This is a genomic window from Pseudomonas sp. EpS/L25, assembly GCF_001512295.1.
GTDB lineage: Bacteria > Pseudomonadota > Gammaproteobacteria > Pseudomonadales > Pseudomonadaceae > Chryseomonas.
The window spans coordinates 18,933-37,589 of record NZ_LNUP01000001.1; the positions used below are offsets into that span (position 1 = coordinate 18,933).

An 18,657-nucleotide genomic window follows, 5' to 3' on the forward strand; every position below is an offset into this window, starting at 1 on the left:
CTTAGGCGTGGTGGAGAAAGCGCTGGAAGAGGTCGCGCTGGGTGTCGGCCATCCAGCGGTTGAGGTCCCAGAGATCGGCGATGGGCATGCCGGTGAAGGGCAGGCGGAAGGTGTAGCCGTCTGGACCGAATTCGGGGGTGAGGGTGGTGAGCGGATAGCCGCGCTCGCGCTGGCTCCGCCAGACCGCTTCCCAGTGGCGCTGGTGGAAGGCCAGCTCGCGGGCGTATTCCGGCGCGGCGGGGTGGGGTACCTGGGGACCCTGGTCGTAGCCGACCCGGGCCTGGATGTGATGGACGCGGCTGACGAAGTCGCCCAGGTCGTCGGCGGGATCGTCCAACAGCCGTTCGCAGCCCACCACCCAGTGGCTGATGTCGGTGGTGAACAGCAGCTCCGGCAGTTGGCGCGCGATCTCCAGGGTGATCCAGGGGGTGGCCAGGCAACGCGCGCGGTGGGTCTCGAAGCTGCACAGGTGGCCATCGCGCCGGGCGATTTCCTGGGCCTGGCCGAGGAAGTCCAGTTGCTGCGCGGTGGACCAGCGATCGTTGCCGGCCAGCACGTTGACGAAGCGCGGTTCCAGTTCGGCGGAGGCGTCCAGCTGGCGCTCCAGGTCGCGCAGGTGCTCGGCCGGGGTCAGTGCCTGGTCGGGCAGCACGGCGCCGCCGGTGAAGAGGATGGCGATGTAGTCCAGGCCCTCGCCGGCGAGCAGTGCCCCCAGCTCACGGCGTTCGGTGGCGGTCTGCGGCAACCGCGCCTCGATGCCGGTGAAGCCGGCGCCGCGGGCTTCGCGGCAGGCGCGCTCACGCTGCTCGGCGTGGCCCCAGAGGCTGCGGAAGAGGTCGAGTTTCATGCGGGCAACGGCCTCCCAGGGTCGGGATCGGATGAGGGCAGTTGCAAGGAGATGAAGTGGCCGCAGCTCTACCGGCTAGGTGCCAGGTGCGGTGTGCGGACGTTGACTGCAGGCGAACGTCTGAACACCACGCTGGCGATTCTGCGGGGGGCGGGATCGCCTTTGAATAGGCGGCGGCAAAAACTTACTTCAGAGATTTCGTAACTGAAGACGGTGGCGAGCGGAACCGCCGCCACCGCTGGGCGCCGGACTCAGCTCAGCCGCCGGGCGAACTGGCCCACGGCGCCGACCACGCGCTGGGCACCGTCCTGGATCTCGGTGATACGGCTGCCGGCGGCATTGGCCAGTTGCAGGCCCTGTTCCGCCTGGTGCTTGCTCGCCGCCATGTTGGCCACGGCGGTCTGCGCCAGCTGCTGGTTCTGCTGCACCACGCCGACGATCTCCTCGGTGGCCTTGCTGGTGCGGCCAGCCAGTTGGCGTACCTCGTCGGCCACCACGGCGAAGCCACGACCCTGCTCGCCGGCCCGGGCGGCCTCGATGGCGGCGTTGAGCGCCAGCAGGTTGGTCTGTTCGGCGATGCCGCTGATGGTCTTGACGATGGTGCTGATCACCAGCGACTGCTCGCCCAGGGCTTCGATGCCGTTGGAGGCCACCTGCAGCTCTTCGGCGATCTTGCGCATCACCGCCACGGTGTCCTGCACCACCTCGGCGCCCTGGCGGGCGCTCTCGTCGGTCTGCTGGGAGATGTCGAAGGCCACCTTGGCGGCCTCGGCCACGGCCTGCTCCTGCTCGACCTGCTCGGTGATGACGGTGGCGAACTTGACCACCTTGTACAGCTCGCCGCGGGTATTGAGCACCGGGTTGTAGGAGGCTTCCAGCCAGACCGTGCGGCCATGGCTGTCGAGGCGTTTGAAGCGGCTGGCGATGAATTCACCCCGGTTCAGCCGCGCCCAGAACGCCTGGTACTCGGCGGAATGGGCTTCCTCGCTGGTGCAGAACATCCGGTGGTGCTTACCCTGGATCTGCGCCAGGGAATAGCCCATGCCTTGCAGGAAGCGGTCGTTGGCGGTGAGCACCTCGCCGGCCAGGTTGAATTCGATGACCGCGGTGGAGCGTAGCAGGGCGTTGATTAAGCCCTCATGTTCGGTGGCGGTTTCCACCTGTTCGGTGCGGTCGTGGGCGTAGCAGATGGTCTTGTGGATACGGCCCTGGGCATCGCGCAGCGGCTGCCAGGTCGCATAGAGCCAGGCCTCTTCGCCGTTGGCCCGCAGCAGGCGGTACATGCCGCTGGTCTGGGTGCCGTGGTTGAGGGCGTTCTTGAGGTCGCGGTAGCAGGGCAACTGCTTCACGTAAGCGGGGATGAAGTCATCCAGCGGCCGTCCGGTGAGGGCTTCGGGGCGATAGCCCAGTTCCCGGCAGAAGCGTTCGTTGACGCGTTCGACGTTGCCCTGACCATCCAGGGTGAGGCTGAGCGCCTGGCTTTCGAAGCCGGCGTGCAACTGATGCAATTCGGCGACCTCGGCGCGCAGTTGGGCGAGCTCGGTCTTGAGGTGGCGATTGAACATGGCAGGGCACCGACAGAAGGAAAGGTAAGACTTCCACTACTTCGACGGCGCCGGGATTTTCTTAAGGGGGAGTGGAGCGACTTCCGACCGTGGTCTTGGCGGTTCAGCCCTGCTGGCTGGCGATGAAGCGGCGGAAGGCGGCCAGGGTGGCTTCGCTGACGTGGTGTTCCATGCCCTCGGCATCGCGCCGGGCGGTATCGGCGTCGACGCCGAGGCTCAGCAGGAAGGTCTCCACCACGTGGTGGCGCGCCCGGCTGGCTTCGGCCAGGGCCTCGCCTTCGGGGGTGAGGAAGACGCCACGATAGGGCCGCTGCACGATCAGGCCGGCGGTGGCCAGGCGCTTGAGCATCTTGGCCACGGTCGGTTGGGCCACGCCGATGCGCGCGGCGATGTCGACCTGGCGCGCTTCGCCACCGTCACGGATGAGGTCCGAGATGAGCTCGACGTAGTCTTCGATCAGCTCCTGGCGATGCGCCTCGCGGACCTGTTGAAAACCTTCCATGTGAATGGATGGATCGACCAACCGATTCAGCAGTTCGTCGTCCTTAGTCATGTTGCCCACCTGAATGACCTTCTCCGCAAGAGCAGTGCGACCCGACGGGCCGTTCGGGCGCCATTTTGACCGAGTTGCGGGCGAATACCAAAGTTTCCTTTACCAATGGGCGTTATGGAGAGACGAGATAGAGATTTTTTATTGCTGGATGTGTGAATTTTAGCCTAGGCTAAATTCTCCAAAGGGTAGTTACCTGTTGCCGCACGAGCCAGACATGAAAGAATCCGCCCGCTACGTCGAGCCCGCCTGGCAGGAGCCTTCCGCTCCCACCCGACCCAGTCTGGGGCGGATGAATGCCAGCGTGCCGGTGCCCAAGGATGGCTCCTGGTTCCGCCGGCTGCTGGCCTTCCTCGGGCCGGGCTACATGATTTCGGTGGGCTACATGGACCCGGGCAACTGGGCCACGGACCTGGCCGGCGGCGCGCAATTCGGCTACCTGCTGCTGTCGGTGATCCTGCTCTCCAACCTGATGGCCATCCTGCTGCAGGCCCTGGCCGCGCGCCTGGGCATCGCCACCGGGCTGGACCTGGCCCAGGCCTGCCGCGCGCGCTATTCGCGGGCGGTGAGCCTGCTGCTATGGATCGCCTGCGAGATCGCCATCATCGCCTGCGATCTGGCCGAGGTGATCGGCACCGCCATCGCCCTCAATCTGCTGTTCGGCATCCCGCTGATATGGGGTGCCATCCTCACCGCGCTGGACGTCTTCCTCATCCTGCTGCTGATGAATCGCGGCTTCCGCTGGCTGGAAGCCTTCGTCATCGCCCTGCTGACGCTGATCTTCGTCTGCTTCGGGGTGCAGATGGCGCTGGCCCAGCCGCCCATCGCCGCGGTGCTCGACGGCTTCCTGCCCAAGGCGGAGATCATCACCAACCCGGCCGCGCTGTACCTGGCCATCGGCATCATCGGTGCCACGGTGATGCCCCACAACCTCTACCTGCATTCCTCCATCGTGCAGACCCGCGCCTATCCGCGTACCGAGGAGGGGCGGCGCATGGGCCTGCGCTGGGCGGTGGCCGACAGCACCCTGGCGCTGATGCTGGCGCTGTTCGTCAACGCCGCCATCCTCATCACCGCGGCGGCGGTGTTCCACAGTGCCGGGCGCACCGACGTGGCCGAGATCCAGGACGCCTACCACCTGTTGTCGCCGATGCTGGGCGTCGGCATCGCCTCGCTGCTGTTCGCCGTGGCGCTGTTGGCCTCGGGGATCAACTCCACCGTCACTGCGACCCTGGCCGGCCAGATCGTCATGGAGGGCTTTCTCTCGCTACGCATTCCCGATTGGGCGCGGCGGCTGATCACCCGCGGCATCGCCGTCATCCCGGTGGTGGTGGTGACCGGTCTCTATGGCGAAAGCGGCACCGCCAGGCTGCTGGTGCTGAGCCAGGTGGTGCTGTCCATGCAACTGCCCTTCGCGGTGATTCCCCTGGTGCGCTTCGTCTCGGATCGCCAACTGATGGGCTCCTTCGTCATCGGCCGGATCACGGCGCTTTTGGCCTGGGCAGTGGCCGGTCTGATCGTGGTGCTCAACGTCAAACTGCTGCTGGATATGGTGTTCGGCAACTAGTGTGGTGTTTCAGACGTTCGCACAAGAATTGGCGGATGATTTTTTTGTTCGGGCCAGGCCTGGCAAAAAAGCGTCGTCAAAATTGTGCAGTTGACTTCTGAAACACCACACTGGGTCGAGCCGGGGCGAGGGCTCTGGAGCACGGGTTTAGGAACTTGTCGCAGCGAAGCGGAATCCATTCGTTACGACGATAAGAAGTCCTTTCCCTGAACCATCCGGAGCACTCGCCATGTCTCTCGACACCCGTCACACCGCTGCCTACGCGGCCACCGCCACTGCACCGCTGCTCAAGCGCATCTCCTGGAGTTCGATCATCGCTGGCGTGGTCATCGCCCTGACCGTTTCACTGCTGCTCAGCCTGCTGGGTACCGCCATCGGCTCGGCGTCCATCGACCCGCAGCAGGAAGCCAATCCGCTGGCCGGCCTGGGCAAGGGCACCGGTATCTGGGTCGGCATCAGCGCTGCCATCTCGGTGTTCGTCGGTGCCTGGATCGCCGGCCGCCTGGCCCAGCGTGAAGGCGCGCTGCACGGTATCCTGGTCTGGGCCAGCGTGACCCTGGTCAGCGTCTACCTGGTGTCCAGCGCCGTAAGCGGCGTGGTGCGCACCGGCCTGAACGTGGCGGGCAGCGGCCTGTCGATGATCGGCAGCGGTATCTCCCAGGCGGCACCGGCCCTGACCAACCAGGTTCAGGACCAACTGCGTCAGCAGGGCATCCAGCTCGACCTGGGTGATCTGCAGAACGAGTTGGAAACCGCCCTGCGCCAGACCGGCAAGACCGAGCTGCAGCCGGAGAACCTCAAGCAGCAGGCCCAGGGGGCCGAGCAGGATGCCAAGAACACTGCCGAGAACAGTGCCAATGACCCGCAGCAGACCGATGACCAACTGACCGCCCTGCTGGATCGCCTCAAGCAGCGTGGCGACCAGGCCTGGAACGCCGCCGACCGTCAGGCCCTGGTGAACCTGATCAAGGCCCGTACCGGCAAGAGCGACGCCGAGGCCAACGCCATCGTCGACAAGGCCCAGCAGACCTACCAGCAGGCCTACGCCAAGTATCAGGAACTCAAGGCCCAGGCCGAGCAGAAGGCCCGTGAAGCGGCCGACGTGGCTGCCCGCAAGGTCTCCCAGGCCAGCTGGGTGCTGCTGATCAGCCTGGTGATCGGTGGCGTCGTCGGTGCCATCGGCGGTGCCCTGGGTCGCCGCACCCAGCCGGCCAACAAGGTGGTCGCCGTCTAACCGAGCGTTTCAGCCGCGCTGAACGATCGAGGCGATGCCCGAACCGGAAGGCTCGGGCATCGTCGTTTCTTAGGCTCTGTACGAAAAATCCGAGCGAGTAGAATTGGCACCATGAGGGGCTGGAGGGCCGCATGGCAAAGCGTTACGAACTCCCGGATGAAGCGTGGGAGCTGATTGCAGATGTTGTTTCGCCTGAGCAGAAGAGGGGGCGGCCACGCAGTGATGACCGGCTGATGCTCAATGGCATCTTCTGGATCCTGTGTTCAGGTGCTGCCTGGCGCGACCTGCCAGAGCGGTTCGGCCCCTGGTCGACGGTGTATCAGCGGTTTCGTGACTGGCGAGATGACGGCACCTTTGATCGAGTTCTCGAGCGCCTACGTAGGCGCTCGAGAACTCGATCAAAGGTGCCGTCATCTCGCCAGTCACGAAACCGCTGATACACCGTCGACCAGGGGCCGAACCGCTCTGGCAGGTCGCGCCAGGCAGCACCTGAACACAGGATCCAGAAGATGCCATTGAGCATCAGCCGGTCATCACTGCGTGGCCGCCCCCTCTTCTGCTCAGGCGAAACAACATCTGCAATCAGCTCCCACGCTTCATCCGGGAGTTCGTAACGCTTTGCCATGCGGCCCTCCAGCCCCTCATGGTGCCAATTCTACTCGCTCGGATTTTTCGTACAGAGCCTAGGTCTGAGCGTGGACGAGTTGGGGCTCAGTGTCATCAACATCCGTAGCACCGGGTTCAAAAACGTCGCGGTTCTGTTCCACGACATCCGGATCAGAAAGAGGTGCGCGATCGTCACAGACATGGACACAGTGTTCTTCGACACCACGCCGAATCTGGCGGACAGCGACGCCTGGGCTGCCAGAAAGCGCAAGGCGATCGGATCACAAACGGCCGGAGCGCATCGAAAGATCGATCTGGACGCATTTGGAGCTGGCAACGTTTGGGTGCGTAGCTTCTACGCAACGCATACATTCGAGGTGGATTTTGTTGGGGCGGGCAACCATGAAGTGATCGTGCGTACCGTCGATAAAGTCTACAAGGCGCCAGCGACGATCACGCAGGCAACGACCGAGCTTCGCTCTGGCCTCCTTCATCAGAGTGGCTTTCGCACCCTGACGATGGCCGAGCAGGAAGGCAAGGGATGGTTCGCGGTCTTAGTCGCCCAAACTCTGGATCACCAGCTCGTGGTGCCGCCATACATCCGAGAAGCGGTGCTGTTCGCGCACGGCTCGTTTTCGCGCCCGCTGATTATTCGAATTCTCCAATACCGGATCAGTTGCCTGTGGCGCATAGATGTCGCTTCGCATGCGCGTCTGAGCGCGTTTGCTTTGGAGCTGGAGCGGTTCCGTGAGCAGGAGATCGATTTGCCCGCGCTGCGAGCGGCAACTGTAGCAGCGTTGCCAGGTGATGTGGTCCATGCGTTCCTGGCCGGTATGAACTGATGTTCGTCTGGGATGCCACCGAGCTTAACCCCGAACAAGCGGCTGCCGTCGAGGAACCGTCGAGCGTTTTTCTTGTCGCCTGTCCGGGCAGCGGGAAGACACGCACGCTGACCTACAAAATTGCTTATGAGCTGTCCCGACGTACGGACAAGCGCATCGTCGCAGCCATCACGTATACGCACCGGGCCGCTGACGAGATTCAGGAGCGCATCGAGGCCCTTGGTGTTGACACCACTGCCCTGTGGATCGGGACGATCCATGCGTTCTGTCTCGAATGGATCATCAAGCCTTACGGAATCTACGTCCCGGAACTGGCACGCGGGTACACGGTGTTGGATCGGCACGACCGAGAGAAGATGCTTGAGCGGCTTTGCGAACCGTACCGCGGCGTGACCTTGTATGACTGCGACTATTACTTCGAAGAAGACAGTTACCGGCTGGGGTGTGCCGACACGTGGAAGCACGACACGATCCACAAGGTGCTGGCGGCCTACTTTCGAGAACTGGCGGACGCGAGACGAATCGATTTCGAGTTGATCCTCTGGTACTCCCAGGTGCTGATCCGAAATCGGCCGGATATCGCGGTGCTACTCTCCCAAGTCTTCTCCTATGTCCTCGTCGATGAGTACCAGGATACGAAGCGGATCCAATACAACTTGGTGGGGGCTATCCTGCGGGCAGGTGCCGGCCGCACCAAGGCGTTCATCGTGGGAGATCCCAACCAAGCGATCTACGGCTCGCTTGGCGGTTATGCCATTTCGGTGTCGGATTTTCGCGCGCTCACGGGCATCCCCATTCAGGAGATGGCGTTGCGTTTGAACTACCGCTCAAGCGCAAGAATCATCGGGCACTTCTCCAACTTCAATGTGCACGCCACGGATATTGAGGGCGCCGGGAAGATGATCGGCTTTCCGAGCCAAGTCTCTTACAACCGACTCATTGCGCACGAAGACCTTCACGATGAACTGGTCAGGCTCATTCAAAAGAACTTGGCGGAAGGACATGCGCCCGAAGAGATTTGCGTGCTGGCGCCGTGGTGGATCTTGCTGGCATCGACCACCCGCAAACTTGTGGCGATGCTCCCTGAGCAGCAGTTCGACGGTCCGGGATTGGTGCCGTTCAGTAATGATACCGACAACTTTTGGTTCAAGCTCTCCAAGATATTGCTGACGGAGTCGTCGCCCCAGATGCTGGTGCGACGCATGCGATGGGCCAGGGACGTCATTGCCGACCTGCGAGATTTTGGCGTCGACACGGCGAGGATTACGCAGAGATCGCTGCTGCGGGAGTCCAACTCCCTCGCCATTACCGAAACAGACGGCTTGGCTTATCTGGACCAGGCGTTCGTCGCGTTGCTCACTCGCCTGGGAATCGAGCTGCGTGCTTTCCCCGCTCTGGTAGAGCATCGTGAGGCATTCTTTGCGAGTTCCCTGGCGCGGCTGGAGAAGCTGCAGAAATCCGGCGCCGGCTACATCACCGATCTGTCGTTCTTCAAGAAGGTGTTCCGTGAACGGACTGGGATTACCGTGTCGACGATTCACGGGGTCAAGGGCGCGGAGTTTGACGTGGTCATCGCATTTGGTCTTCTCCAGGGCATGGTGCCCCACTTCAGCGAATCCGACGGTGATGTCTCAGCCAGCAAGCTGCTGTATGTCTTGGCCTCGCGCGCTCGAAAGCACTTGCATCTCATCTCGGAGGCCGGTCGCTCACGCGGAAGACATCGGAGCTACGAGCCCACCGAGGTTCTGGTTCGCTGTAAATTCGATTACAACGGGTAGTGAGGGCGGCGCAGCTATCGCAAGAGCGGTTTAGTCCCTACGGTACCAGACCTCGCGCCAGCGAGGTGATTGGCTCAAAAGTCAGCCAACGGCATGCTATTGGGGAGGTGCCTTAGAGGTACGAACGGCAGCATCGGGGCGTTTTCAGTCTCGCGGCCGACGTCAGCGTGCGACCGTAATGAGCTGCCAAGCAGCCTTGAGACAGACCCGACAGATTCACCGCGCCGTGCAAGTCGTCTGGCAGGCGCGATCAAGATGGGAGTGGAGAAGTGGTGGGCCCTCCCGGGCTCGAACCGGGGACCGAGCGATTATGAGTCGCGCGCTCTAACCAACTGAGCTAAGGGCCCACACCTGACCATTGTCGCACACCGCTAACGCCTCAACAAACCGCTAAGGTCTTCATTCGGATCAAAAAAAGCCGTTGCCACAGCGGTACGCTGACGGCCCGCGTTGGGCACTCAGAGAATGGAGCCGTAAGCAGCAAGCACCTTGACCGTCTGGACCAGACCTTGGCGCAACAAGATGTCCAGGTAGGCGTCCACCTCGATCGCAGGGCTCTTCAACTGGGCCCGCTGACGCTGCGCCGCAGACACGACAGCCGCGGTATCCAGATCCAGCAGGTTGTCTACGAACTCATCGGGATGCTGCGATTCGATGCCGTAGGGAGCCAGCAACTCGGCGGGAAAATCCCGTTCGTTGAAGGTCACGATCACGCTGGCGCCGCAGCGAATCGCCGCGGCCAGGACATGGCAGTCGTCCGGGTCAGGCAGGTTCAGACCCGGTATGAGCGACTCGAACCCCTCCACCAGGCCGTCCGGGATGGCACGGTCCATCAGCTCGGACGTGCGGTCAACCTGCGCCTGGGTCAGGTCGGGCCGGTTGGCCAGCAGGTTCCGTTTCCATTCGTCGTGGATGGTCTGGCTCCATCGGGCGCGGAATCGACCGGACAGTCCCAGCCACATGAGGAAATCCCGCAATGGCGCAGGATAGAGAACGCATGCGTCGTAGACGGCGGTGAAGGGGGAATGCCTCATTCGTACCCCATCTGCAACTCCTGCGACTGCCGGGCAAGTTCAGCCATGGCCTCCTCGCTGGCACGTTCGCGCGCTTCCTTGTACCGCATCAGATCGGCAAAACGTACTCTGCGGTGCTTGCCGGTCCGCTGGAAAGGCAGCGCCCCCTCTTCGAGCAGCTTGACGAAATGAGGCCGAGAGACGTTGAGTAGATCGGCCCCCTCTTGGGTCGTCAGTTCCGCATGGACAGGCACCACCTTGACGGCATTGCCATCGGCCAGTTCGGCCAGGATATCCACCAGCAAGCGTAGCGCCGAGGTGGGCAACTCCACCTGGTGCGCCTGCTGCTGGTCATCGAAGATCTGAATGTGCTGCGTCTCGAATTGGGTCGCCAAGTAGGCCGCCAGGGCCCGCTGCCCCTGCACGGCGGCCTTCACCTCGCCTTCGGCGGGCAAGCTCATCTTGAATTGGGCGGCGGCGGTCATGGTCGGCTCCTGGGCAATAACGTCGCAGCCAGTCTAATCGGAATAAACGAAAAACGAAACAATCGAAACGCGCCCTGACCAATGCCCCTGGCTCCATCATCTTGCAGCCCGTCTAAAGCTACGGTCTCCCGCCATGAAGGCTTCCAGCATGTGCGGGATCAGCGTCACGGCATCGACTGCTTCGCCGTAGGTCTCGGCGTGCAACGCTGCGTAGCGGTCGAGGTCGGCCTTCAGGCCGGCTGGACACATGAATGTCAGCTTGACGCTTTCGGTCTTGGGCAGTGGCCCCAGCCGCAGCTTCTTGGTCGTGCTCATCGCGAAGTCCCCCGGTTGAAGAAGAGTGGTTGATACGGACGCAGCACCAGGTCCCGATTGACGATGATACGAACCGGCAGGCCGGGCCGCTCCGTCAGGGTGGGCTGGATGTTCATGTTGCGGCGGGTCATCTCTTGCCCGACCTGGTTCACGCTGTCCTGCAAGCCGTCGCGCCCGGCGATGACGATGCGATCGCCGCCTTGCCGGTTCTCCGGCGCGGCCAGCTCAGCGCCGACGCCCAGCAGTGTCGTCAGCGCCGCGCCAGCGAAGACGCGGCCCCAGTGGTAGTCCACGTCGTCCTCCAGGCCCGCATAGCCGCCCGGGTCGGTGCCGGCGAGGTTGTCGAGCGTGAGCGAGGAGGTGTCGGGCAGGATGATCCGGTTCCACACCACCTGCACACGACTCTGGCCATAGGCGATCTGGCTGTTGTACTTGCCCAGGATGCGCGAACCCTGCGGGATCAGCAGGAAGTGGCCGGTGGCGGTGTCGTAGACCGGTTCCGTCACCGTCGCGATCACGTCGCCCGGAAGATCGGACTTGATGCCGGTCACCAGCGCACCGGCAATCACCGTGCCGGCCATTACCTGATAGGGCGACGTTGGTAGCGCTAGATCGCCGGAATTGCGGGTCTCCGTAGAGCCGGCTTTCTGGAACGCCTCTTTCTGGTCTTGCCGGTTCTGTAAGGCGGTCGGATCGGCAGGCTGAGCCGCTGTCGACGCCGGGCCCGCGGCCATCGGGTCGAATCCCGCCTGGGCAGCGAGGCCAGGCGCGGGCGCGATCTGCGACTGTGGCACGGACGCGGCCTTCTGCGAACCTGAGCGGAAGAACACCGGTGAGGCCGCCGCCGATTCGGCTTCTTTGCGTAGCTCGTCGTTGGGGTCATGGCCGGGGGGCTCGTAGGTGGCCGTCGCCGCCGGCTGCTGCGACTTCACGATGGCCGGGCCAAGATCGCCCGGCAATGGCGGCCCCAACTCCGGCACTGTGGGCGGCAGCTTGGTGTAGTCCGACGGCAGCGCATTAAGCCCTTCGGACTTCGACACGCGATCCACGTTGTATAGCTCGGTCTGTTCGCCAGCACCGTGCCGTTGCGGTTGCAGGGACCACATCAGCGCGCCGAGCACGCCGACCGACAGGCCGCCAGTGAGGATAGCCAGCGTGCGCCGGTTTAGGCGCGTGACCGGGCGCGGCTGGGCGCGGAGCGCCACCGCCTCGGGCGCCAGCTTGTCCGTCGCCTGCGGCGCCGTGCGGTCGCGAGTATCGTCCTGGCCCATGGTCAGTTCCTCCGTGCCACGCCATCGGTGCGCTCGATCCGTACCACGTCGCCCTTATCACCTCCCAGGCGCAGTTCGGCGGCGCCGAACAGCCGATCCACGACGTAGTACGGCGAGCGGAAGCGGTAATTCACCAGTTGCCCGTCGCCTTCTGGCCCGATCACAAACAGGGGCGGCAGCTCGCCTTGGGCGATGCCGCCGGGGAACTGGATATAGACCTTCTGGCCGTCGTCGAAGACGCGCAGTGGTTTCCACGGCGGATTGCTGCCGCTGATCGCATAGCGGAAGCGCAGATTCTCCAACGCCAGCCCGGTATCGACCGGCGCGGCGGCATTGGCCGCCTGCGCCTGGCGCTGCAAGGCCAGCATTCGGTCGCGCGGGTATTCCCAGGACACCGATGCCATCCACGTCTTGTCTGTGGAAGTCAGCTCCAGCAGGTACGTCCTGCGACTGGTGGTGATGACGAGATTGGTCTTGAGGCCCGAGCGAATCGGCTTGACCAGCACGTTCACGCGCAGGTCGGCGCCGCTGCCGCTGGACGTGTCGCCCACGATCCAGCGCACGGTATCGCCGGCGGCCACCGTCACCAGTTCCTCGCCCGGCTGCAGGGAAATCAGGGTCACGCGGCCAACGGCCGCATAGACCTGATACAGCGCGCCATCGCTGAAAGGCCACACCTGAATCGCGTTGACGTAGCCTTCGCGCGTGGGCGCGACGCGTGCCTCGGCATTGGCGCGCGAGACACGCACTGTCTCATCGAGCGGCTCCGGTGCTGACTTGGTGTCCTCCGGCTCCGGCAGTGGCTTCATCGGCGCCGGCATCGGCAGCACCTTGGGTACCTCCACCACCTCGACCGGCTTGGGCGGTTCGGGCAGCGGCTGCGCCTGCACCGGCTCATCGAGCGAGATGGACGGTGGCGACTTGCCCTGTGAGGCGCAGCCTGCAAGGGTCAGCAGGATCAACGACAAAGCGCAACAACGGATAGGTAGGTTCACGGCTTGGCTCCTTCGACAGCATCCAGTTCGCGGCTCCACGACAGGCCATTGATGTAGATACCCAGCGGGTTCTTGCGCAGGCGCTGTTCTGTACGTGGGGGCTGCAGGACGGTGGTAAGCACGGCGGTCCAGCGCTCGGTGCCAGCGGAGGCGCCATTGACGAACCGTTGTTCCGTCCAGCGCACGTTGAAAGACGTGTCGCTGGCACGGGTCACGCTGGTGATCTGCACCGTCACCGACTCTTTGCCAATGCGCGAAAACGGGTCGTGGGCACGGGCATACTCATTGAGCAGCGCTGCGCCTTTGTCGGTCGTGTAGTCGTAGGCATCGAGCCAGTTCTGGCGCACGACAACGGGATCGACGGACAGTGAGCGCACCAGCGTGACGAAGCGCGCGAGGTGATAGGCGATCTGCGCATCGGTGGGTTTGTATGGGGTGATGGCTTCGCCCACGGCGCGCACCTTCTCCCTGTCCACTTCGACGACATAGGGCGTGACGATCGATTGCCCGGAGCGCCAGACGTAGGCACCGCTCATCAGCAGGGTCAGCAGCAGACAGCCGAACGCCATCAACCGCCAATGCTTCGCTTGCACGCGTGAGGAGCCGATACGGTCGTCCCACACCTGGCTGGCCGCTTGGTAAGGGGTGGCAGGCTGTGGTGTGTCGGCATAGCGCACCCGCGGTCTTTTGAATCGCATGGTTAGTTCTCCTTGTGAATCGCTTCAGTCGTCAGAGCCACGCAGGCTCGGGCCTTGCCCCGAGCCGCCACCGTCGCCACCGCGCAGCGTGTGCGCGGCGGTGGTGGCGGCATGGGTGAGTTGCTGGCGGCGATGCAGCCGCTTTGCCCAGGCGGGTTGGCCTGGCTGCTGTGCGGCGTCTCCGTGGGGGGCGTGGCCCGTTGAGGCGCTCGCGTCGTCCGCCGAGCCGTTCCAGCCAGCAAGGAACGGAGCGGCCATCCGTTGTCCGGCAGCGGACGCACGGGATGCGGCGGCGCGTCCGGCGGACTGCACGCCGGTCTTGGCGACGTTGCCCACGCCTGCCATCGCGCCCTTTGCACCGCCGCCAGCCGCGCTGGAACCGGCCTGAAACGCCGACTTCGCACTGCTGGCCGCCGCGGTGGCGGTACGCGCACCAGAGCCGGCCAGCCTGGCGGCGGCCGGGGCCAGGCGCGCCCCGGCCATGACGGCACTGCCCACGCCGGTTGCGGCAGCGCCGATGACAACGCCCGTGCCGACGGCGCCTACCGCAGCACCCGCCATCGCGCCTGCGCCAAGTTGCGGCGCGCCGGACACCAGGCCGGTCGCGATGCCTGGCCCGTAGATGCCGAGCGCCAGCAAGGCGAGTGAGGCCAGCATCAGGACCAGCGCATGGTCGATGGAGGGCTCGTCGGGATGTACCTGGAACTCGGCGAACAGGCCCGAGCCGATGCCGACGATCACGGCGAGCACCAGCACCTTGACGCCCGTCGACACCACGTTGCCCAGGACCTTCTCCGCCAAGAACGCGGTCTTGTTCCAGAGCGCGAACGGCACCAATACGAATCCGGCGAGCGTGGTCAGCTTGAACTCGATCAACGTGATGAACAGTTGGATCGCCAGTACGAAGAAGCTCAGCACCACGACCAACCAAGCCAGCAGCATCACCACCACCGGCGTGATGTTGATGAACACCTCCGGGAATCCCACCAACTCTTTGAGCTGGTCCAAGATCGGCGCGGCCGCGTCTACACCGACCTTGGCCAGGCGACCAGGCTGCAGGAAGTTCTCCATCGTCAGGGTCGAACCGCTGGCTTGAAGCCCCAGGCCGGCGAAAGAGCGGAACACGATCCCGGCCAGCCAGTTGAAGTTGTTGAGGATGTAGGCGAAGGCACCGACGTAGAGGGTTTTGCGCAGCAGCTTGGCGAGCACTTCCTCACCTTGGCCAGTGGCATGGCTCATCGCCCAATACAGGCCGACGAGGGTCATGTCGATCACCACCAGTGTGGCGGTCAGGTACGCCACCTCACCCCGCAGCAGGCCAAAGCCGGAGTCGATGTAACGCGCGAAGGTGTCGAGGAAGCGATCGATGATGGTCAAGTCGTTCATCGCGCATCCTCTGCCGTCGGCTCATCAAAGCTCGCCGGGATTGGCGTAGATCGGCCAGGGATCGGTACTCGTCCGGCCCGGTCTGTCCGGCGAAGAAGCGTTGTTGGAATGCCTCGGCCGCCGCGCGGCAGGCGTACTCGCCGGTTGCTTGCCAATCGGTGGCGCATCGCGCCCGCAGCGCTTGGAGCCGCGCTGGATCGGCCGCTAGGGCAGCGGCAAGAGGCTCGTTCTGCTGCGGCTCGAATGACAGGCTGCAGGCGGCTAGCAGCAGGGGCCACAGGAGGAATGCAGAGCGCATGGTCGCCTCCTCAGTAGCTGTAGAAGTCCACCGGATACGGCGTATAGGCTGTACCGCTACCCAGGAAGCGCCGCTGCACCTCGCGGCCGCGCTCGACTGCCGCTGCCTGCCGTGCCAGTTCCAACGAGGCCGCCCGGTCCTGGGTGAGTTGGAGTTGCTGCGCCTGGATGGACTGCTTGGCCTGCAAGGCGAGAAGCTGGTTCGTCGCCTGCATGGCCTGTAAGGCCCCCGTGGCCGACTGGCTCTGGCTCACGAGGTCGGCCAGTGCACTTTCGTCTTGGGTGAGGTTCTGCGAGACCTGGGCCTGCATGCGCATGGCGGTGTGCAGGCCGTCCAGCGTGTTCTGCCAGTGCTCGCGTGCATCGCGATACATCTGGTTGCCGCTAACCGTAGCGGCGTACTGCTCCGGGTACAGTCGCGCGAACTCCTGGTCCATGGACTGCACGTCGTAGGCAAGCCCGCGCGCCTCAGCGATAAGGCGGTCGGTGGTGGCGAGCGTCGAGCGCAGCCGGTTGACGACGTTGAAATCCAGCTTTTCCAGGTTGCGCGCCTGGTTCGTCAACATCTGCGCTTCGTTCTGCAACTGGCGGATCTGGTTGTTGATCTGCTCCAGTGTGCGAATGGCGGTCAGCGTGTTCTGCACCAAGTTGGCGGGGTCGATGACGGTGAAGGCCAATGCGGGCTGCGGGACGGCCCAAGACACCGACAGCACGGCGACGAGCGTTGCGGAAAGCACGCGAATCTTCATGGCGAAACCTCCAGCGGTTGAGTAGCGAGGAAAGCAGCCGCCGCCGGGGAGGACGGCAGCAGATCGGCGGCCCAATCGAGGCCGCGCTGGCGCAGCCAGGCGCCGGCGAAACCGGGCGTGCCGGTTTCCAACAGCACGCGGTCTATGTCGCGTTGGTCTCGCGGCGTGGAAGCACCTGCGAAGGCCAGCGCCACCGGACCCAGGTCGAGATCGAACAGGCGATTGCCGAGGCGGGATTGGTAGTAGTAGTCGCGCTTGGGCTGCGCGGTGGCGACGATTTCGATTTGCCGGCTGTTGAGCCCGAAGCCCTCGTAGATCGTGCGAATCTGCGGTTCGGTCGCCTGTGGATTGGGCAGAAAGATGCGGCTGGCGCAGCTTTCGATGATCGCGGGCGCGATGCTCGATTCCTTGATGTCCGCGAGCGACTGCGTGGCGAAGATCACCGACACGTTTTTCTTGCGCAGCGTCTTGAGCCACTGCCGGATGCGCGCGGCAAATACCGGGTCATCCAAGAACAGCCAGGCTTCATCGAGAATCAGCAGCGTGGGCGCCCCGTCGAAGCGCTCGTCGAAACGGGCAAAGAGGTAATGCAGTACGGCCAGGACGGCGGCCTTGCTGTGCATCAGCTCTTCCATCTCGAAGCACTGCACGTCGGCCATGCCCAGCCGGTCATGGTCGGCGTCCAGCAGCTTGCCGTGGGCACCACCCAGCACATAGGGCGACAGGGCTTGGCGCAGGGCGTTCGATTGCAGCAGCACCGACAAGCCGGTCATGGTGCGCTGCTCCACCGGCGCTCCGGCGAGGCTACCCAGCGCTGACCAGATGGCGGCCTTCTCGTCCGGGCCGACGGTGACGCCCTCGTGCAGCAGCCGGCCTTCCACCCATTCGGCCGCCCAGGGGCGGTTGCCTTCGCGGTCGATACGCGCGAGCGGCTGGAAGGCGATGCCGCCCTCGGCGCCGAGGTCGTAGTGTTCGCCGCCCAGGCCGAGGATAGTGGCGCGCATCGAACGCCCCATATCGAAGGCGAAGATGCGCGAGCCGGCATAGCGGCGGAACTGCATCGCCAAGGTGGCGAGCAAGACCGACTTGCCCATGCCGGTAGGCCCCGCGACCAGCGTGTGGCCCACGTCGCCGATGTGCGTCACCAGCCGGAACGGCGTCGCGCCATCGGTGCGCGTGACGATCAGCGGCGGGCCGTCGAGGTGGGCATTGCGCTCGGGGCCAGCCCATACCGCCGACACCGGGATAAGGTGCGCCAGGTTCAGTGTCGAGATGATGGGCTGACGCACATTGGCGTAGGCATTGCCCGGAATCGACGACAGCCAGGCTTCCACGGCGTTGAGCGTTTCGGGGATGGTGACAAACCCCCGACCCTGGATGACTCGTTCCACCCTGCGCAGCTTCTCGTCGGCGGCGCCGGCGTCCGCGTCCATGACGGTGACCGTTGCCGTCATGAAGCCGAAGGCGACTTGATCGCTGCCCAGCTCCTGCAAGGCGGCATCGGCATCAGCGGCCTTGTTGTGGGCGTCACTATCGACCAGTGGGCTTTCTTGCTGGAAGATGGTTTCGCGCAGCAGGGCGATCACGTTTTTACGCTTGGCGAACCACTGGCGACGCAAGCGCCTTAGCTCCCGCTCCGCCTCGGTTTTGTCGAGGCACAGGAAACGCGTACTCCAACGGTAGGCAAAGCCGAGGCGGTTGAGGTCGTCCAGAATTCCCGGCCACGTCGAGGTCGGGAAACCGCGCACCGTCGCCACGCGCAGGTGCTGGTCGCCCAGCATGGGCGCCAGGCCACCGACCAGCGGCGAGTCGGCCAGCAGTGCGTCGAGGTAGAACGGTACTTCGGGCACACCCACGCGATAGCGCCGTGTCGAGATGGTGGCGTGCAGGTAGGTCAGCGTCTGAGCGTCATCCAGCCAAGCAAGCTCCGGCATCACGCCGTCGAGCAAGTCGAAGAGGCGATCCGTCTCTGCGACGAAGGCGTGCAGTCGCTCGCGCCAGTCCACGCCATGTTTAGGCGTGTGCTCGTAGAGCATCTTGGCGGCACGGGCACGGGATTCTTCCGGTGGCAGATACACCAGCGTCAGGTGGTAGCTGCTCTCGAAGTGGTTGCCCGATTCCTCGAAGGCCGCACGGCGCTCCTCATCCACCAGCCACGACAGCGGTTCGGGGAAGTCGGAATGCGGGTAATCCGCTGCCGACTGGCGCTCGGCGTCGACGAAGAACGCCCAGCCCGAGCCCATCCGGCGTAGCGCATTGTTCAACCGCGCCGTCGTAGCGATCAGCTCGCCCTGGGTGGCGCTGTCGAGGTCAGGCCCACGAAAGCGTGCGGTTCGTTGGAAACTACCGTCCTTGTTCAAGACGACGCCTAGTGCGACCAGCCCGGCCCAGGGCAGCCAGTCGGCCAGCAACGCAGGGCGCTGGCGGTACTCGGTGAGATTCAGCATCGTGGCCTCCCC

At 64.2% G+C, this 18,657-nt stretch carries 16 protein-coding genes, 1 tRNA gene and 3 pseudogenes; 5 read left to right on the plus strand and 15 right to left on the minus strand.

The genetic code is table 11. The features are described from left to right. Position 1: 1 nt before the first annotated feature. The 3 genes from AR540_RS00095 to mntR all read right to left on the minus strand — a co-directional run bounded on the left by AR540_RS00095 (position 2) and on the right by mntR (position 2,965). Positions 2-847 carry a sugar phosphate isomerase/epimerase family protein gene (locus tag AR540_RS00095; protein ID WP_059225832.1) on the minus strand — a complete coding sequence of 282 codons (846 nt, stop codon included), beginning with the start codon at positions 845-847 and terminating at the stop codon, positions 2-4. A 251-nt stretch (positions 848-1,098) separates the two neighbouring features. Further along, positions 1,099-2,412 carry a methyl-accepting chemotaxis protein gene (locus tag AR540_RS00100; protein WP_059225833.1) on the minus strand — a complete coding sequence of 438 codons (1,314 nt, stop codon included), beginning with the start codon at positions 2,410-2,412 and terminating at the stop codon, positions 1,099-1,101. 103 nt (positions 2,413-2,515) lie between these two features. Beyond that, positions 2,516-2,965: a manganese-binding transcriptional regulator MntR gene (gene mntR, locus AR540_RS00105; protein ID WP_059225834.1), complete on the minus strand. Its 450-nt coding sequence runs from the start codon at positions 2,963-2,965 to the stop codon at positions 2,516-2,518. Between the two features lie 214 nt (positions 2,966-3,179). Here mntR and AR540_RS00110 point away from each other — a divergent pair, with 214 nt between their 5' ends. The 3 genes and pseudogenes from AR540_RS00110 to AR540_RS24425 form a co-directional block, all read left to right on the plus strand. Further along, positions 3,180-4,529 carry an Nramp family divalent metal transporter gene (locus AR540_RS00110; protein ID WP_059225835.1) on the plus strand — a complete coding sequence of 450 codons (1,350 nt, stop codon included), beginning with the start codon at positions 3,180-3,182 and terminating at the stop codon, positions 4,527-4,529. 229 nt (positions 4,530-4,758) lie between these two features. Beyond that, a complete protein-coding gene (locus AR540_RS00115) occupies positions 4,759-5,763 on the plus strand; it encodes a YrzE family protein (RefSeq protein WP_059225836.1) in 1,005 nt (334 codons plus the stop codon). A 131-nt stretch (positions 5,764-5,894) separates the two neighbouring features. Beyond that, positions 5,895-6,149, plus strand: a pseudogene (locus AR540_RS24425) (transposase); the annotation flags it as partial. Here AR540_RS24425 and AR540_RS24430 read toward each other — a convergent pair. Further along, positions 6,134-6,388: pseudogene (locus AR540_RS24430) on the minus strand (transposase); the annotation flags it as partial. The pseudogenes AR540_RS24425 and AR540_RS24430 sit on opposite strands and share 16 nt — an antisense overlap. A gap of 70 nt (positions 6,389-6,458) precedes the next feature. Between AR540_RS24430 and AR540_RS00120 the strand changes: the two are divergent. Next, positions 6,459-7,211 (plus strand): hypothetical protein, encoded by a 753-nt coding sequence (locus AR540_RS00120; protein WP_153014133.1) that lies wholly within the window; start codon positions 6,459-6,461, stop codon positions 7,209-7,211. Beyond that, positions 7,211-8,989, plus strand: coding sequence for a UvrD-helicase domain-containing protein (locus AR540_RS00125; RefSeq protein WP_059225838.1), 1,779 nt, complete (start codon positions 7,211-7,213; stop codon positions 8,987-8,989). The genes AR540_RS00120 and AR540_RS00125 overlap by 1 nt, the downstream gene beginning before the upstream one ends. A gap of 270 nt (positions 8,990-9,259) precedes the next feature. Here the strand turns inward: AR540_RS00125 and AR540_RS00130 are convergent. The 11 genes and pseudogenes from AR540_RS00130 to trbE all read right to left on the minus strand — a co-directional run bounded on the left by AR540_RS00130 (position 9,260) and on the right by trbE (position 18,645). Further along, positions 9,260-9,336, minus strand: a tRNA-Ile gene (locus tag AR540_RS00130). Between the two features lie 111 nt (positions 9,337-9,447). Further along, positions 9,448-10,023, minus strand: coding sequence for a PIN domain-containing protein (locus AR540_RS00135; protein ID WP_059225839.1), 576 nt, complete (start codon positions 10,021-10,023; stop codon positions 9,448-9,450). Continuing rightward, a complete protein-coding gene (locus tag AR540_RS00140; RefSeq protein WP_059225840.1) occupies positions 10,020-10,487 on the minus strand; it encodes a helix-turn-helix domain-containing protein in 468 nt (155 codons plus the stop codon). Before AR540_RS00140 ends, AR540_RS00135 begins: the two co-directional genes overlap by 4 nt. 96 nt (positions 10,488-10,583) lie before the next feature. Beyond that, on the minus strand, positions 10,584-10,802 hold the full coding sequence (locus tag AR540_RS00145; RefSeq protein WP_059225841.1) for a DUF2274 domain-containing protein: 219 nt from the start codon (positions 10,800-10,802) through the stop codon (positions 10,584-10,586). Further along, positions 10,799-12,073, minus strand: coding sequence for a TrbI/VirB10 family protein (locus AR540_RS00150; protein WP_059225842.1), 1,275 nt, complete (start codon positions 12,071-12,073; stop codon positions 10,799-10,801). Before AR540_RS00150 ends, AR540_RS00145 begins: the two co-directional genes overlap by 4 nt. A gap of 2 nt (positions 12,074-12,075) precedes the next feature. Then, complete coding sequence (gene trbG, locus AR540_RS00155; RefSeq protein WP_059225843.1) at positions 12,076-13,068, minus strand: P-type conjugative transfer protein TrbG; 993 nt, start codon at positions 13,066-13,068, stop codon at positions 12,076-12,078. Further along, entirely contained in the window at positions 13,065-13,766 is a 702-nt protein-coding gene (trbF, locus tag AR540_RS00160) for a conjugal transfer protein TrbF (RefSeq protein WP_059225844.1), read from the minus strand. The genes trbG and trbF overlap by 4 nt, the downstream gene beginning before the upstream one ends. A 24-nt stretch (positions 13,767-13,790) precedes the next feature. Then, on the minus strand, positions 13,791-15,152 hold the full coding sequence (trbL, locus tag AR540_RS00165; protein WP_059225845.1) for a P-type conjugative transfer protein TrbL: 1,362 nt from the start codon (positions 15,150-15,152) through the stop codon (positions 13,791-13,793). Beyond that, a pseudogene (locus AR540_RS25895) lies at positions 15,149-15,450 on the minus strand (hypothetical protein). The gene trbL and the pseudogene AR540_RS25895 overlap by 4 nt, the downstream one beginning before the upstream one ends. 10 nt (positions 15,451-15,460) lie before the next feature. Continuing rightward, positions 15,461-16,198, minus strand: a complete 738-nt coding sequence (trbJ, locus tag AR540_RS00170; protein ID WP_059225846.1) for a P-type conjugative transfer protein TrbJ — start codon at positions 16,196-16,198, stop codon at positions 15,461-15,463. Then, positions 16,195-18,645: a conjugal transfer protein TrbE gene (gene trbE, locus AR540_RS00175; protein WP_059225847.1), complete on the minus strand. Its 2,451-nt coding sequence runs from the start codon at positions 18,643-18,645 to the stop codon at positions 16,195-16,197. The genes trbJ and trbE overlap by 4 nt, the downstream gene beginning before the upstream one ends. Between the last annotated feature and the right edge of the window lie 12 nt (positions 18,646-18,657).